The following is a 15,890-nucleotide window of genomic DNA, read 5'->3' as shown; positions in this document are numbered from 1 at the left end:
CCAGCCCTTCTCCCTTAACGGGAGAGGGGCTTTGACCTCTTTCGCGCGCGCTTGGCGCCAATCTTCACCAGCCGCCGGAAGGACGGGCATTCCATATGGTTCGGCGCCGGGCAGGCGGCGGCGTGCTCCAGGCCGCGTTTCAACGCGGCAAGCTCCCGGATCTTCCGGTCGAGCTCGTCGGCCTTCGCTGCCAGCAGGTCGCGGTCCACGGTAAGCGCGGAGCCGAACATTGCGGCGATCTCGTCGAGCGAGAAACCCGCCATCCGCGCGAGCCCGATCAGCGACAGCCGCTCGATCACCGCCGGATCAAAAGTGCGGCGGAGCCCGCGACGCCCGAGCGACTCGATCAGGCCCTTCTCCTCGTAGAATCGCAGGGTCGAGGCGGGCAGGCCGGATGCTTTGGCCACCTCGGCGATATCGGGCATTTTCATCCTTGACCTCAACTGAACTTGAAGTGGCAGCATGCCTCTCCTGATCCATCGAGACAAGGAGACCGTCATGATCGCCCGCATCCGTCCGGACAGGACATCTCCGCTGCCGATGCTTGGCCTGTCGTTTGCGGTGCTGCTGCCGTCGCTCGCCACCAGTATCGCCAACGCCGCCCTGCCCGCTCTGGCGCAGGCGTTCGGCGCGTCCTTCGCGGCGGCGCAATGGGTCATACTGTCCTATTTGCTGGCGGTGACGATGCTGACCGTGATCGTCGGCCGGCTTGGCGATCTCGTCGGTCGCCGCCGCTTGCTGCTCGTTGGTATGGCGACCTTCGCCGCCGCCTCGCTGTTGTGTGCCGTGGCCCCCTCCATGGCCGGGCTGCTCGTGGCGCGGGTCGTCCAGGGTGCCGGTGCGGCGATCATGCTCACCCTCGCTATCGCCTTCGTCGGGGATATTGTCCCCCGCGAGAGAAGCGGCAGCGCCATGGGGCTGCTCGGCACCATGTCGGCCGCCGGAACGATGCTCGGTCCCACGCTGGGCGGTGTCCTGATCGCCTGGGGCAGCTGGCAGGCGATCTTCCTCATCCATGTACCGCTGGCGATTGCCGCGCTGCTGCTGGCATGGCGCACTCTGCCGCCCGATGCGGCGCCGGCGCGCACCAGCCGGGATTTCGATGGCGCCGGCATGCTGCTGCTGGGCACGGCCCTCGCCAGCTATGCGCTGGCAATGACGATGGGCCGGGGGCGGTTCGGCGCGGCCAATGTCGCGCTGCTGATCGCCTCGGCGATGGCCCTCGCCGCATTACTCCGCACCGAGCGCAGGGTATCGGCGCCGCTGATCCCGATCGCGGAGCTCCGCGATCGACGACTGATGGCGGGCCTGGCGGCAAGCGCATTGGTTGCGACGGTGATGATGACGACCCTGATCGTCGGCCCCTTCTATCTGTCTCGGTCGCTCGGTCTCGGTCCCGCGATGATGGGTCTGCTGCTGTCCGCGGGGCCGCTCGCTGCCGCGTTGGCGGGTATTCCCGCCGGACGGCTGGTGGACCGATTCGGCGCGGCGCGGGCGGGTTCGGCCGGGCTCATCGGGATCGCGGCTGGAGCGGCGGCGCTCGCGCTGATGCCGATGGCCGGCGGCGTTGCAGCCTATCTCGCGTCGATCATGCTGATGACCATCGGCTATGCGGTCTTCCAGGCGGCCAACAACAGCGCCCTGATGGCGGGCGCCCCGCACGAACGGCGCGGCCTCCGATCGGGACTGATCGGCCTGTCGCGCAATCTGGGCCTCCTCACCGGGACTGCCGCGATGGGGGCGCTGTTCCTGTTCGGAACCGGTACGGCCGACATCATGGCCGCCGCGCCCGATGCGGTGGCCGCGGGCATGCGGTTGACCTTACCGTCGCGGCCGGACTGGTCGTGATCGCGTTGACGATTACGGCGCGCTCGGCACGCGCTGCATCGATCAGGCGCCCGGTTTCCGCCCGCCCTTGTTGAACGGCTTCGCGCCGTAGCGCTTAGGGCCGCCGGGGCCGCCCGGGCCCCGTGACGGGCCACGTGGCGCGCCGCCCGGCTCACCCGGACCGCGCTCGTAGTTCGGCCGCAGCTGCGTGCGCGGCGGCGGGCCGCGGCGGTCGCGGAGCTGGCCGACCGGCGGGGTCGGCGCGTCGCCGGCCGGTTCGATGATCACCCCGTCGTCTTCGCCCGAGGTGCGCTTGAGCGCGTCGACGAACTTGTTGGCGATCGTGCGCGGAATCTCGAAGCGGGTCTCGGTCTGGAAGATGCGGATCGCGCCGACGTCACGCTTGGTGATGTGGCCGCGCCGGCACAGCAGCGGCAGCAGCCAGCGTGGATCGGCATTCTGGCCCCGGCCGATGTTCATCCGGAACCAGACGGTGTCCTCGAAGCCTGGGCGCGGGCCCTGTTCGCGAGTGGCCTGCTCGCGGTCTCCACGGGCCATGGGGGAGGCGTCGATCAGTTCTTCCGGGGCGGGGAGGCTCTGGCGCTGGGTACGCACGAAGGCGGCGGCGATCTGTTCGGCGCTCATCGTCTCCAGCAGTTTGCGGGCTACCTCCAGATCCTCTTCGGCAACCTCGCCGACCGACAGGCTTTCCATCAGCCGTTCCTGGTCGCGCGCATAGATGGCGTCGGGCGTCGGCACCGGCTCCCAGGTCGCGTTGACATTGGCCGCGCGCAGCAGCCGCTCGGCATGGCGGCGGCGCTGATAGGGGGTGATGAGCACGCAGGTGCCCTTCTTGCCTGCCCGGCCGGTGCGGCCCGAGCGATGCTGAAGCGTCTCCGGGTTGATCGGCAGCTCGGCATGGATGACCAGTTCGAGCCCGGGAAGGTCGATGCCGCGTGCGGCGACGTCGGTGGCGATGCAGACGCGGGCGCGGCGGTCGCGCAGGGCCTGGAGGGCGTGATTGCGCTCGTTCTGGCTCAGCTCGCCCGACAGGGTGACGGCGGAGAAGCCGCGCTCGGTCAGGGTGGCCGACAGGCGGCGGACATTCTCGCGGGTCGCGCAGAACACCATCGCGCCCTTCGCTTCGTGGAAGCGCAGCACATTGACGACGGCGTTCTGGATGTCGGCCGGGGCGACCGCCATCGCGCGATAGTCGATATCGGCATGGGCTTCGCGCGCGCTGGTCGTTTCGATGCGCAGCGCATCGCGCTGGTAGCGCTTGGCCATCATAGCGATTGGCTTGGGCATCGTCGCCGAGAACAGCAGCGTGCGCCGCTCGGGCGGGGTCAAGTCGAGGATTTCCTCGAGGTCCTCGCGGAAGCCGAGGTCGAGCATCTCGTCAGCCTCGTCGAGGATCACCGCGCGCAGCGATCCGGGCTGGAGCGTACCGCGCTCCAGGTGATCCTTGAGCCGGCCCGGCGTGCCCACCACGATGTGGCAGCCATAGGACAGCGCGCGCTGCTCGACCCGCACGTTCATGCCGCCGACGCAGCTGGCGACGCGGGCGCCCAGCTTGGCGTAGAGCCATTGCAGTTCGCGCTGGACCTGCAGCGCCAGTTCGCGGGTAGGCGCGATGATCAGGGCGAGTGGCTCGCCCGGTCGCGGCAGGGCTTCCGCGCCCTGGAGCAGCGTCTCGGCGATGGCGAGGCCATAGGCGACGGTCTTGCCGGAACCGGTCTGGGCGGAGACCAGCAGATCGCGGTCATGGGCTTCGGCGGCGATCACCTGCGCCTGTACGGGGGTGGGCTCGGTATAGCCACGCTCGGTGATTGCCTCGGCCACCGGCCGCGGCAGAGAAGAAAAGGGCATCTGGATTCCGATTACTAGGGCCGGCGCCTCTCCGCGCGGCATGAGCGGCCTCTATAGGCAATCGTTGCCGGAAATGCCAGCAGCATGGAAAGTGTCGCGGCCAGGGAAGAAAAACCTTCGTGCTCCATATGGGGTGGCGGAGCCATTGTGGGGGGAATGAACATGTCGGCGCGGGATTCGACCGCCCTGGGGCAGGCCGTGGCGCCGCCGGGGCAGATGCGGCGGGCATGCAGCCGATGTTCAGCTTCGCATCGCCATCGGCGGGAGCGATGACGCGCATGCTCCCTCCCGACGCGCCGGCATGGCGCATGGCACAGCCGCCGCTCCTCCCGGTTTCGCAGGCGATCGCTATCGCCCGCCTCATCTGCATCCTCGGCATCGTCTGGGTTCATGGCTGGACCGGGCTGGCCGGTGACGAGATGGCGGCGCTGGCGGGATCGGGCCAGGACCTGCTGCGCTGGACGGTGATCGAGCTGTTTGGGCGAAGCGCGGTCCCGCTGCTCAGCATCGTATCGGGTTGGCTGGTCGCCCATTCGCTGGCGAAGCGCGGGGCAAGGCGGTTCCTCTCGGCCAAGGCGCGAACGGTGCTGGTGCCGATGCTGCTGTGGAATGCGATCGCGCTGGTGCTGGTGGTCGGCGCCGGGACGCTCGGCCTGATCCGCGCCCCGCTTCTCGGTGACGCGCGCTGGATCGCGGACAATATGCTGGATCTCACTCGCGCGGGCGACATCAACGTCCAGACCAATTTCCTGCGCGACCTGTTCCTCTGCATGTTGGCCGCACCGCTGCTGGCGCGTTTGCGCTCGCGCTGGTTGCTGCTGATCGGGGGGCTTGCGGCGGTCTGGGTAGTCGGCGCGTGGCAGCTCTATCTGCTGTTGCGGCCTGGCATATTGCTGTTCTTCGTCACCGGCATCCTGGCGCGGCGGCACGATCTTGCAGAACGGCTCGGCACACTGGCGGCATGGCGGGCGGCGTTGCCCTTCGCGCTGGTCGTTCCGCTCAAGATCTGGCTGTCGGTCCACGGCGGGGGCGCCGCTTCCCATCACGTCATGCTGGCGGCGGCGGTCGATCTGGCCACCCGCGCGGCGGCGGCGCTGCTCGTCTGGCGGACGACGATGGGGCTGGCGCGCTGGCCGGTGGCAAGCCGGCTGCTCAGGCTGGAGCGCTATGCCTTCTTCCTGTTCTGCAGCCATCTGCTTTTCATGTGGCTGCTGGCCCCCGCGATCGGCCATTTCACCGGGCCGATGGGTGGCGCCGGCTGGCCGATCTTCTTCCTTGTCCAGCCGCTGCTGGCGCTCGGCTTCGCGATGCTGCTCGCGCAGGCGATCGAGGCGATCTCACCCGGCACGGCCGATCTCCTTAGCGGTGGCCGGCTGGGCAGGGATCAGGCGGCTTCGCCCGCCGCCCGTCCGCTCGCCCACGCCCATTGGAAATTATAGCCGCCCAGCCACCCGGTCACGTCGACCCCCTCGCCGATGAAATGGAGGCCGGGCACCTTCCTGGCCATCAGGCTGCGCTGGTCGAGCCCGTCTGTCGACACGCCGCCGATCGTCACCTCGGCCTTGGCGAAACCCTCCGAGCCATTGGGGGTGAGGGTCCAGCGGTTGAGCCGGGCGCCCGCCTCGGCAAGCGTCGCGTCCCGGTGTTCGTGCAGAGGCCCCGAAAGGCCCAGGCGATCGGCCAGCACATCGGCAAGCCGGTCCGGAAAATGTTCGCGCAATATCGTGCGGGGTTCGGCATTGGGCCGGACACGCTTGGCTTCGGGAAGGATGCTGCGCGCATCGGTGCCGGGCAGCAGGTCGAGCGCGATCGTGTCGCCATGGCGCCAATAGCTGCTGATCTGCAGAATGGCGGGGCCGGACAGGCCGCGATGCGTGAACAGCGCCGCCTCGCGGAACCGGGCCTTGCCGAGCGAGGCGACGACATCGAGCGAGACGCCCGACAGGCTCTCGAACAGCCGGTCGTCCTGGCCCAGCGTCAGCGGCACCAGCGCCGGACGCGGTTCGACCACCTTGAGCCCGAACTGGCGTGCGACGTCATAGGCGAAGCCGGTCGCCCCCATCTTCGGGATGGAAGGGCCGCCGGTCGCGATCACCAGCGATGACGCGGCGTGGGTTGCCCCTGGAGTCTCCACGCGGAAATTCTCGTCGGGCTTCGATATGGCGGTGATGCGGGTCAGCAGCTTCGTCTCGACCCCGCCCTTCGCACATTCCTCCTCCAGCATCGCGACGATCTGCTTCGCCGATCCGTCGCAGAACAGCTGGCCCAGCGTCTTCTCATGCCAGGCGATGCCATGCGCCTCGACCAGGTCGATGAAGTCCTGCGGGGCATAGCGGCCCAGCGCCGATCGTGCGAAATGCGGGTTGGCCGACAGATAGCGTTCGGCCTTGTCGCCCTCGACATTGGTGAAGTTGCAGCGCCCCCCGCCCGAGATCAGGATCTTGGCGCCCGCCCGGTCGAGATGGTCCAGTAGCAGCACCTTGCGCCCCCGCTGCCCGGCGGTGAGCGCGCACATCATCCCGGCGGCACCGGCGCCGATGATGATCAGGTCAAAAATGGGGAAGTCTTTCATCACGCTCCGTTCGTCCCGAGCGAAGTCGAGGGACGCTGGCTTCCGGAACGTGTCTCGACTTCGCTCGACACGAACGGAATGGGCTTTTCCAGAGAGTGCTGCTATCCGCCGCCGCCATCATGAGCAAGACCGACCGCCCCGACCGCCGCACCTTCGCGATCATCTCGCATCCGGACGCCGGCAAGACCACGCTGACCGAGAAGCTGCTCTATTTCGGCGGCGCGATCCATCTCGCCGGTGAGGTCAAGGCGCGCGGCCAGACGCGGCGGGCGCGATCGGACTGGATGAAGATCGAGCAGCAGCGCGGTATCTCGGTAACGTCCTCGGTGATGACCTTCGAGCGCGGCGGCATCACCTTCAACCTGCTCGACACGCCGGGCCACGAGGATTTCTCGGAGGATACCTATCGCACGCTGACCGCGGTCGACTCGGCGGTGATGGTGATCGATGCGGCCAAGGGCATCGAGCCGCAGACCCGCAAGCTGTTCGAGGTGTGCCGGCTGCGCTCGGTGCCGATCATCACCTTCGTCAACAAGGTCGATCGCGAGGGGCGGCCCTGCTTCGAGCTGCTCGACGAGATTGCCGACGCGCTGGCGCTGGACGTCGCGCCGATGAGCTGGCCGGTCGGCATGGGCGGCACCTTCGAAGGCATCTACGATCTCGCCCGCGACCGGCTCTATCGGCCGGCTGCCGATGCGACCGGCGCCTATGAAGGGGATGCGATCGCGGTCGCCGGGATCAACGATTCCCAGCTAGACGATATCGTGCCCGAGCATGTCCTGAGCCAGGTCCGCGAGGAGATCGAGCTCGCCCAGGTCGGCTATGCCGAGTTTGACGAGGCCGCCTATCGCAATGGCGATCTGACGCCGGTCTATTTCGGATCGGCGCTGAAGGATTTCGGCGTCGAGCAGCTGATCGACGCGCTGGCCGACTATGCGCCGTCGCCCCGCCCGCAGCCCGGCGACCCGCGCGACATCGATCCGGCCGAGCCCAATGTCGCCGGCTTCATCTTCAAGGTGCAGGCTAACATGAACCCGCAGCACCGCGACCGGGTCGCCTTCATGCGGCTCTGCTCGGGCAGGTTCAAACGCGGCATGAAGCTGGCGCAGGTCGGCACCGGCAAGTCGATCGCGGTGCACAGCCCGATCCTGTTCTTCGCCCAGAACCGCGAGCTGGCGGAAGAGGCCTTTCCCGGCGACATCATCGGCATCCCGAACCACGGCACCCTCAGGGTCGGCGACACGCTGACGGAGGGGGAGACGGTCCGCATCACCGGCCTGCCGAACTTCGCGCCCGAAATCCTGCGCCGCGTGAAGCTCGCCGATCCGACCAAGACCAAGCAGCTGCGCAACGCGCTCAACGACATGGCGGAGGAGGGGATCATGCAGGTCTTCCATCCGCAGATCGGATCGCAGCTCGTCATCGGCGTGGTCGGCCAGCTCCAGCTCGACGTGCTGATCTCGCGCCTTCAGGTCGAGTATAAGGTCGATGCCGGTTTCGAGCCCTCGCCCTACGACACCGCGCGCTGGGTTTCTTCGGACGACGAGAAGGCGCTGGACGAGTTCATCGGTCTGCACCGCTCGGCGATGGCGGCCGACCGCGACGAGGCGCCGGTGTTCATGGCCAAGGATGCCTGGGAGCTGAATTATATCCAGGGCAAATTCCCGGCTCTGAAATTCTCCGCCACCAAGGACCGGCGCTGAGCCCATGGTGCGGACCGAGGCGATGTCGTGGCAACAGGTCGCGCTCGCCGCGACGGTCTTTCTCGCCGCCCTCGCCCTATTCGGCGGCCTTGCCCACCATTTCGGCATCATCGCGATGTGGATGCCGCTGGTGAACTCGCTCGCGCTGGTCGCCACCACCCCGAAGCTGCCGAGCGCCCATCCCTGGCCGATCGTCGCGGGGCATGCGGCGACGGCGGTGGTCGGCTCGGTCGCCGGCTATTTCTTCGGGGCCTCGGTGGGCGTCGCGATCATCGCCGCGACGCTCGGCCTGCTGCTGATGCTGGTCGGCCGGGCGATGCATCCGCCCGCCGCCGCGACCGGGCTGGTCTTCACCCTGCATCCGGTGTCGCCGCACATCGCGGTTCCGCTGCTGCTGCTCGGCGCCGCAGGGATCGCCGCGCTCGGTGCGGTGCTGCGTCGGCGCTGATCTGATCATAGGGAGGAGTGCGCATGTTCAGATCCCTGGTCACCCTCAGCCTGCTGCTGATCGCCCTACCCCTGCGCGCCGCGTCGCTCGATCCCGTGACCGTCGCCGAGATCGATAACGTCTTCGCCCGGTGGCGGCTCGATTCCCATGTTCCGGGGCTGGTCTATGGCATCGTCGCGGATGGGAAGCTGGTCCATGCGAAGGGCCTCGGCGTCCGCGATCTCGAGGCGAAGCGCCCCGTCGATCTCGACAGCCGCTTCCGCATCGCCTCGATGAGCAAGGCCTTCACCGCGCTTGCCATCCTCAAGCTGCGCGACGAGGGAAAATTATCGCTCGACGCCCCGGCGGAAAACTATGTGCCCGAAATGCGAGGCTGGACATATCCGACCAGCGACGCCCGCCGCATCACGGTGCGCGACCTGCTCAACCACAGCGCGGGCTTCGTCGACGACAATCCCTGGGGCGATCGGCAGCAATCGCTGCCCGAACAGGATTTCACCGCGATGCTGAAGGCGGGCGTGCCCTTCTCCCGGCCGGCGGGGTTGGCGATGGAATATTCGAACTTCGGCTATGCGACGCTGGGCCGGATCATCGCCAATGTGTCGGGCCAATCCTATCAGGCCTATATCGGCCGGACGCTGCTCAGGCCGCTGGGGATGGATGCGACCGGCTACGATATCGCCGCCTCGCCGCGCGAAACGCGCGCGATCGGCTATCGCTGGCAGGATGGCGGCTGGCTGCGTGAGCCCGACATGGCCGATGGCGCCTTCGGGGCCATGGGCGGGATGGAGACGACCGCGAACGACTATGCGCGCTGGGTCGCCTTCCTGCTCTCGGCCTGGCCGCCGCGCGACGGCGCGGACACGGGGCCGGTTCCGCGCGCGACCGTCCGCGCGATCGCCGAGGGTTCCAACTTCGCGACCGGCCAGATGCGCAATCCCACGATCGGCGCGCCCTGCCGTCAGGCGGTGGCCTATGGCATGGGCTGGCGCGTGCTCGACGATTGCGATCTGGGGCGGGCGCTGACCCATACCGGCGGCTATCCCGGATATGGATCGGTGGTCATCCTGCTGCCCGAAAAGGGCATCGGCATCTTCGCCTTCGCCAGCCGCACCTATGCCGCGCCCTCGGTGCCGGCCTTCCGCGCCGCGCTGGCGCTGGAGGCGGCGGGTTCGATCGACGATAGGGCGGTGCCGGTCAGCCCCGGGGTTGCGGCCGGCTATGAGGCGGTGCGGGCGATCTGGGCGGCCGGCGACGTGATGGTGGCGAAAGACCGGCTCGCGATGAACGTCCTGATGGATCGCGATGCACCACATTGGCGAGCCGAGCTTGCGCGGCTCCGGGCCGAGGTGGGCGCGTGCGCGGCCGGCGAACCCGTCACCGCTACAACGGCAATGGCGGGGAGTTTCGGCTGGACGTGCGAGCATGGCCGGATCGACGGCAGTCTGCTGCTTGCCCCTACTGGCACACCTGCCATCCAGGAACTCAAGCTGGGCGTCGCCGCCCCCTGACGGGAAAGAAACGACCCGCCGCACGTTGTCCCCTCGTTACGACGAGAGGAGCTGTGTGTGCGTCTGCTGAAGTTTCTGGTCCTGTCCGCCGCCTTCCTTCCCGCCCTCATCCCCATCGCCGCAAGCGCCGCCGCGCCCGACCAGCGCATCCTGGGCGCGCAGGTGCTGCTCGATCGGCTGGGTTTCGGCCCGGGCGTGATCGACGGCGCCGGCGGCATGAGTTTCGCCAAGGCGCTGCGCGGCTGGCAGGAGGCGAAAGGGCTGCCCCTGACCGGCAAGCTGGATGCCGCGACGGTCAAGAGCTTCGCCCCCTTCCGCGCGATGCCCACCGTGATCGACGTGAAGCTGACCCCGGCGATACTCGAGGGGCCGTTTGTCGGCCCGCTCCCCGCCAAGGAGTCCGATCAGGCGAAGATGAAATCGCTCGGCTATGCCGACGCGATGGAGAAGCTGGCCGAGCGATATCATACGACCAGGGCCACCCTGATCGCGCTCAACTCCCCACAGACGCGGGTGCGGCCCGGCGCGACGATCAAGGTGCCCAACGTCATCCCGCCGAAGCAGGCGTTCGCGCAGGATATCAACCCTGCCTGGCGCAAGACGCTTTGGACGCTCAATGTGGGATCGGACCAGCCCGAGGTCGCCAAGGTGGTCGTCGACAAGTCCGACGGCGTGCTGCGGGGATATGACGGGGCCGGCAAGCTGGTCGCCCAGTTCCCCGCGACGATGGGCAGCGAATATGATCCGCTGCCCATCGGCACATGGAAAATCCAGGGCCGTTCCTACAACCCGCCCTTCCATTACAATCCCAAGCTGTTCTGGGATGCCGACAGTACCGACAAGAAGGCGCTGCTGCCGCCGGGCCCGAACGGGCCGGTCGGGGTGGTGTGGATCGATCTCGACAAGAAGCATTACGGCATCCACGGCACGCCGCGCCCGGAGACGATCGGGCGAACCGAAAGCCATGGCTGCATTCGCCTGACCAACTGGGACGCGGCCCGGCTGGCGCTGATGGTGAAGCCGGGCACCCCGGCGGTCTTCCAGGAATGAGGCGGCGACGGTGATCCGCAAGATTGCGATCGTCCTGCTGGTCCTTGTGCTGGGTTATCTCGGCTGGGTGATCGCGCTCAACCTGCCGGGTGGGCCAGCACCAGCGCCCCGGCAAGCAGTGTCGCCATCCCAGCCGGCCCTTCCAGCAGTGGCCAGGCAGGGGGCGCTGGTCATTCCTGTCGCCGGAGTGAAGGCCGCGCAGCTCAGCGACACCTTCGACGATGCGCGGGGCGAAGGCCGGGTTCATGACGCGATCGACATCATGGCACCACGTGGCACGCCCGTGATCGCCGCGGCCGCGGGCACGGTCGAAAAGCTGTTCGACAGCCGGCTGGGCGGGCGGACCATCTATATCCGGCGCGGCGGTGGCCAGTGGGTCGATTATTATGCCCATCTGGATTCCTACGTTCCCGGCCTTGCCGAGGGACAAAGGATCGCCCAGGGCCAGATGATCGGCACGGTCGGCTCGACCGGCGATGCGAGCCCGGAGGCGCCGCACCTTCATTATGCTATCAACGCGATGGCCCCGGGCGAAAGCTGGTGGCAGGGGAAGGCGGTCAATCCCTATCCCTTGCTGACGCGCCGATAGCGCGGACAGCGGATGGGTGGGGGGTGACATCCGCGCCCGCCATGCCAATATCGCCGTCATGCTGCACCCCTTCCTCGCTATTCTCGCCCTTCTCCTTTTCCCTGCGTCCGCCCAGGCGGCCGACAAGCTGGTGCTGGCTTTCGGAGACAGCCTAACCGCCGGCTATCGCCTGCCTCCCGGACAGGGCTTCGCGCCCCAGCTGGAAGCGGCGCTGCGCAAGTCCGGCGTGCCGGCGCGGGTGCACAATGCGGGCGTGTCGGGCGACACCACTGCGCAGGGACGGGCGCGGCTGAACTGGGTGCTCGCCTCGCTCAAGGCCAAGCCCGATCTCGTCATCGTCGAGCTGGGCGCGAACGATATGCTGCGCGGGCAGGATCCCCGTCGCGCGGAGGCCAATCTCGATGCGATCCTGTCCGAGCTGCGCAAGCGCAACATCAAGGTTCTGCTCGCCGGCATGGTCGCCGCGCCCAATCTTGGGGCCGCTTATGCACGGCAGTTCAACCCGATCTACGCGCGGCTTGCCGCGAAACACCGGGCTGCGCTCTACCCGTTCTTCCTGCAGGGCGTGGTGGGGGATCGTTCGCTTCATATCGGCGACGCGATCCACCCCAATGAACGCGGGGTTTCCGTGATCGTACGCGGCCTGCTTCCACAGATACGCCGCCTGCTGACAACTCCGTAATGAGCCCGTTGCAGCCGGCCGAATCTGGCCCTAAGTTCTTCTGCGGAAACGAAGCGGGGGAGGGCTTCGATGCAATGGGCGGCGTCGTCATCGACGCGAGGACCAGTAGGACATCCGGCGGGCGACATCGACGATGGCGCGCGCGATGCCTTTCTGAGCCATCTCCGTGACGGCGTGGCGGCGGCTGCGGCCGGCGCGGACATGCGGGAGGGCGAGTTCGTGGTCGATCTTGCCGATGTCGAGCATATGTCGGCGGCCGCGCTGATGGCGTTGACGATTGCCCGCAAGGAGGCGATCAACAGCAATGTGAAGATCGTGCTCGCCCGGCCCAACCCTGCGCTCCGCGAGGTGCTTGAGATCAGCCGCTACCAGCTCATCTTCGATATCGTCGATGATATCGACACGGGTGGAGACTGAAATTTTGGGGATGCTGGTCCGCTTCTGGGGGACGAGGGGATCGCTGCCGGTGGCGCCACGCGCCCGCGCCATCGAGGACAAGCTCGTCAATGCGCTGATGCGGGCCCAGGGCCGCAGCTTCGCCGACGAAGGCGAGGCCCGGGGCTTCGTCAACCAGGAGCTGCGCTTCGGTGAGGGCCACACCTATGGCGGCGCGACGACTTGCCTTGAGATCGAGGGCGCCGACGACAGCTTCTTCATCCTCGACATGGGATCGGGCCTGCGCGAGTTGGGCAATGACGCCTTCCGGCGGATCGCCCAGCAGGGGCGCTCGCGGAAATATAATTTCTTCATGTCCCATCTCCATTGGGACCACATCATGGGCTTTCCCTTCTTCGGGCCGGCCTTCGATCCCAACGCCCATATCGTCATCCATTCGGGCCATGCCGATTGCGAGGCGGCGCTGCGCCGCCAGCAGGAGGAGATCAGCTTCCCGGTGGCGTTCGACTGGCTGCGCGCGAAGATCGAGTTCAAGGTGCTGAGCCCAGGTGAGCCGTACAATGTCGATGGGATCGACGTGGAACTGATGCCGCAGGACCACAGCCACGTCTCCTATGCCTGGAAATTCCGCAAGAACGGCAAGACCTTCGTCTTCTCGACCGATGCCGAGCACCGGATGGACGACCTGGAGGACAAGCAGGCGTTCGAGACCTTCTTCGACCGGGCCGACCTTGTCGTCTGCGACACCATGTATTCGCTGGCGGAGAGCATCACCCTGAAGGCGGACTGGGGCCATTCGAGCAATGTGATGGCGGTCAACCTCTGCCATGGTGCCGGGGCGAAGAAACTGGTCCTGTTCCACCATGAGCCGACCAGCAGCGACGCCGATATCGACAGCCTCTACGACGAAACCGTCCGTTACGAGGCGCTGAATCGCAAGGATCGTACCCCGCTGGAGATCGTCTGCTCCTATGACAGTCTGGAGCTGGAGGTGTGATGTCCGCCCAGGAATTGATCTAAGTTAGCGGAATAATTACATTATCGGCGGGACCTGAGGCCCGGTTGAGCGGTTACCGCCTTCGCCAGCAGCGGAGGTGAGCACATGGCCGATCCCTTTTATTCGAAGCGCAACCCGGGCACCGGGGGCGAGACGCACCAGCGGCCGTCCGGCGAGGAGACGGTCCTCACCACGCAGCAGGGCGTTCCGGTCGCCGACGACCAGAACTCGCTCAAGCTCGGCGAGCGCGGACCCACGCTGCTCGAGGATTTCCATTTCCGCGAGAAAATCTTCCACTTCGATCATGAACGCATTCCCGAGCGGGTCGTCCACGCGCGCGGCTATGGCGTGCACGGCACGTTCACCCTCAACAAGTCGCTGGCGAAATACACGACCGCGCAGGTGCTGACCGAAGTCGGCGAGGCGACGCCGATGTTTGTGCGCTTCTCCACGGTCGCGGGCAACAAGGGCTCGTTCGACCTGGCCCGCGACGTCCGTGGCTTCGCGGCCAAATTCTATACGAAGCAGGGCAATTGGGATCTGGTCGGTAACAACATTCCGGTCTTCTTCATCCAGGACGCGATCAAGTTTCCCGATCTCATTCACGCCGCCAAGCCAGCACCGGATCGCGAGTTCCCGCAGGCCCAGACCGCGCACGACAATTTCTGGGACTTCATCAGCCTGACGCCCGAAAGCATGCACATGATCATGTGGGTCATGTCCGATCGGGCCATTCCCCGCTCATACCGCTTCATGGAGGGCTTTGGCGTCCACAGCTTCCGCCTCATCAACGCCAAGGGCGCCAGCACCTTCGTCAAATTCCACTTCAAGCCCCGGCTCGGCCTGCAGTCGGTGCTCTGGAACGAGGCCGTCAAGATCAACGGATCGGACCCCGACTTCCACCGCCGCGACCTGTGGGATGCGATCGAAATGGGCGCCCCGCCCGAATGGGACCTGGGGGTGCAACTGTTCGACGAGGCGTTCGCCGAGCGGTTCGAGTTCGATATCCTCGATCCCACCAAGATCATTCCGGAGGAGCAGGTGCCGGTCGAGATCATCGGCAGCTTCGTGCTGGACGGCCGGGTCGACAATTTCTTCGCGGAGACCGAGCAGGTCGCTTTCTGCACGCAGAATGTGGTGCCGGGCATCGGCTTCTCGAACGATCCGCTGCTGCAGGGGCGCAACTTCTCCTATCTCGATACCCAGCTGAAGCGGCTCGGCTCGCCCAACTTCACCCATATCCCGATCAACGCGCCGCGCTGCCCGATGCACAATCATCAGCAGGACGGGCATATGGCGATGCGCAACCCGCGCGGGCGGGTAAACTACGAACCGAACAGCTGGGGCGTGGGACCGAAGGAGGATCCCAAGACCGGCTATCGCCACTTCGCTGCCGCCGAAAACGGGCCCAAGCAGCAGATCAGGCCGGAAAGCTTCGCCGATCACTACAGCCAGGCCCGCCAGTTCTTCATCAGCCAGACGCCGATCGAGCAGAAACATATCGGTGATGCGCTGGTGTTCGAACTCAGCAAATGCCTGCGGCCCGACATTCGCGAGCGGATGGTGGCGCATCTCGCCAACATCCATCCCGACCTCGCCCAGACCGTGGCCAAGGGCCTCGGGCTGAAGAAATTGCCCAAGGCCCACCCGGCCGCGGTGGAGCCGCGGACCGATCTTCCGCCGTCGGAAGCGCTGTCGATCGTCAAGCGCGGGCCGATGCGTTTCGAGGGCCGCAAGCTCGGCATCCTCGTCACCGACGGCGCCGACGCGGCGGTCGTCGCAGATCTGATCGCGGCGGTGGGCGCCGAACGCGGCAGCTATGAGATCATCGCCCCGCACATCGCCGGGGCAAGGCTGTCCGATGGCGCGATGATCGAGGCGCGGCAGAAGATCGATGGCGGCGCGTCGGTGCTCTACGACGCGGTGGCATTGGTCCTTTCGGAAGCGGGCGCGGGGATGCTGGCGATCGACAAGCCCGCGAAGGATTTCGTCTCCGACGCTTTCGCCCATTGCAAGTTCATCGCCTATACCAAGCCCGCCCGGCTGCTGTTCGAGAAAGCCGGCATTGCCGCCGACGACATGGACGCGGGTTGCTTCCCGTTGGTTCACAAAGGCGATGCCAAGGCGTTTCTCGCAGCCTGCGCGCCGCTTCGCCTGTGGCAGCGCGAATTGAAGGTGGACCTCGACGCCGCCGCCCTGCCGCAATGATCGGGTAGCGGCTGGGGCAGGCTGGCGCCGGCGTCCGA

14 protein-coding genes are annotated in these 15,890 nt (G+C 67.0%); 11 read left to right on the top strand and 3 right to left on the bottom strand.

Annotated elements, in window-relative coordinates; translation table 11 throughout:
- Positions 1–14: 14 nt before the first annotated feature.
- Positions 15–425, bottom strand: coding sequence for a helix-turn-helix domain-containing protein (locus tag CMV14_RS23035; protein ID WP_238147125.1), 411 nt, complete (start codon positions 423–425; stop codon positions 15–17).
- A gap of 73 nt (positions 426–498) precedes the next feature.
- Here CMV14_RS23035 and CMV14_RS23030 point away from each other — a divergent pair, with 73 nt between their 5' ends.
- Positions 499–1,848, top strand: a complete 1,350-nt coding sequence (locus tag CMV14_RS23030) for an MFS transporter (RefSeq protein WP_202820875.1) — start codon at positions 499–501, stop codon at positions 1,846–1,848.
- 42 nt (positions 1,849–1,890) lie between these two features.
- Here the strand turns inward: CMV14_RS23030 and CMV14_RS23025 are convergent, their stop codons facing one another.
- Positions 1,891–3,696 (bottom strand): DEAD/DEAH box helicase, encoded by a 1,806-nt coding sequence (locus CMV14_RS23025; RefSeq protein WP_066963662.1) that lies wholly within the window; start codon positions 3,694–3,696, stop codon positions 1,891–1,893.
- Between the two features lie 269 nt (positions 3,697–3,965).
- Here CMV14_RS23025 and CMV14_RS23020 point away from each other — a divergent pair, with 269 nt between their 5' ends.
- Complete coding sequence (locus CMV14_RS23020) at positions 3,966–5,135, top strand: acyltransferase family protein (protein ID WP_238147124.1); 1,170 nt, start codon at positions 3,966–3,968, stop codon at positions 5,133–5,135.
- Here CMV14_RS23020 and CMV14_RS23015 read toward each other — a convergent pair.
- Positions 5,081–6,268, bottom strand: coding sequence for a BaiN/RdsA family NAD(P)/FAD-dependent oxidoreductase (locus tag CMV14_RS23015; protein WP_066963665.1), 1,188 nt, complete (start codon positions 6,266–6,268; stop codon positions 5,081–5,083). The two genes, CMV14_RS23020 and CMV14_RS23015, sit on opposite strands and share 55 nt — an antisense overlap.
- A 119-nt stretch (positions 6,269–6,387) precedes the next feature.
- Between CMV14_RS23015 and CMV14_RS23010 the strand changes: the two genes are divergently transcribed.
- The 9 genes from CMV14_RS23010 to CMV14_RS22970 all read left to right on the top strand — a co-directional run bounded on the left by CMV14_RS23010 (position 6,388) and on the right by CMV14_RS22970 (position 15,852).
- A complete protein-coding gene (locus tag CMV14_RS23010) occupies positions 6,388–7,971 on the top strand; it encodes a peptide chain release factor 3 (protein ID WP_066963872.1) in 1,584 nt (527 codons plus the stop codon).
- A 4-nt stretch (positions 7,972–7,975) separates the two neighbouring features.
- Positions 7,976–8,419: an HPP family protein gene (locus CMV14_RS23005; protein ID WP_066963667.1), complete on the top strand. Its 444-nt coding sequence runs from the start codon at positions 7,976–7,978 to the stop codon at positions 8,417–8,419.
- Positions 8,420–8,442: 23 nt separating this feature from the next.
- The gene (locus tag CMV14_RS23000; protein WP_066963670.1) at positions 8,443–9,930 is read left to right on the top strand and encodes a serine hydrolase domain-containing protein; all 1,488 of its coding nucleotides are present in this window, start codon (positions 8,443–8,445) and stop codon (positions 9,928–9,930) included.
- Between the two features lie 57 nt (positions 9,931–9,987).
- The gene (locus tag CMV14_RS22995; protein WP_066963673.1) at positions 9,988–10,980 is read left to right on the top strand and encodes a L,D-transpeptidase family protein; all 993 of its coding nucleotides are present in this window, start codon (positions 9,988–9,990) and stop codon (positions 10,978–10,980) included.
- 10 nt (positions 10,981–10,990) lie between these two features.
- A complete protein-coding gene (locus CMV14_RS22990; protein ID WP_066963677.1) occupies positions 10,991–11,569 on the top strand; it encodes a M23 family metallopeptidase in 579 nt (192 codons plus the stop codon).
- A 58-nt stretch (positions 11,570–11,627) separates the two neighbouring features.
- Entirely contained in the window at positions 11,628–12,251 is a 624-nt protein-coding gene (locus CMV14_RS22985; protein ID WP_066963875.1) for an arylesterase, read from the top strand.
- A 69-nt stretch (positions 12,252–12,320) separates the two neighbouring features.
- The gene (locus CMV14_RS22980) at positions 12,321–12,668 is read left to right on the top strand and encodes an STAS domain-containing protein (protein ID WP_066963680.1); all 348 of its coding nucleotides are present in this window, start codon (positions 12,321–12,323) and stop codon (positions 12,666–12,668) included.
- 10 nt (positions 12,669–12,678) lie between these two features.
- Positions 12,679–13,644: an MBL fold metallo-hydrolase gene (locus CMV14_RS22975; RefSeq protein WP_066963683.1), complete on the top strand. Its 966-nt coding sequence runs from the start codon at positions 12,679–12,681 to the stop codon at positions 13,642–13,644.
- Positions 13,645–13,749: 105 nt separating this feature from the next.
- Positions 13,750–15,852: a catalase gene (locus tag CMV14_RS22970; RefSeq protein WP_066963685.1), complete on the top strand. Its 2,103-nt coding sequence runs from the start codon at positions 13,750–13,752 to the stop codon at positions 15,850–15,852.
- Positions 15,853–15,890: the final 38 nt, after the last annotated feature.

It is taken from the genome of Rhizorhabdus dicambivorans (assembly GCF_002355275.1).
In the GTDB taxonomy this organism is placed as follows: Bacteria; Pseudomonadota; Alphaproteobacteria; order Sphingomonadales; family Sphingomonadaceae; genus Rhizorhabdus; species Rhizorhabdus dicambivorans.
This window is presented reverse-complemented; position numbering and strand designations above follow the sequence as displayed.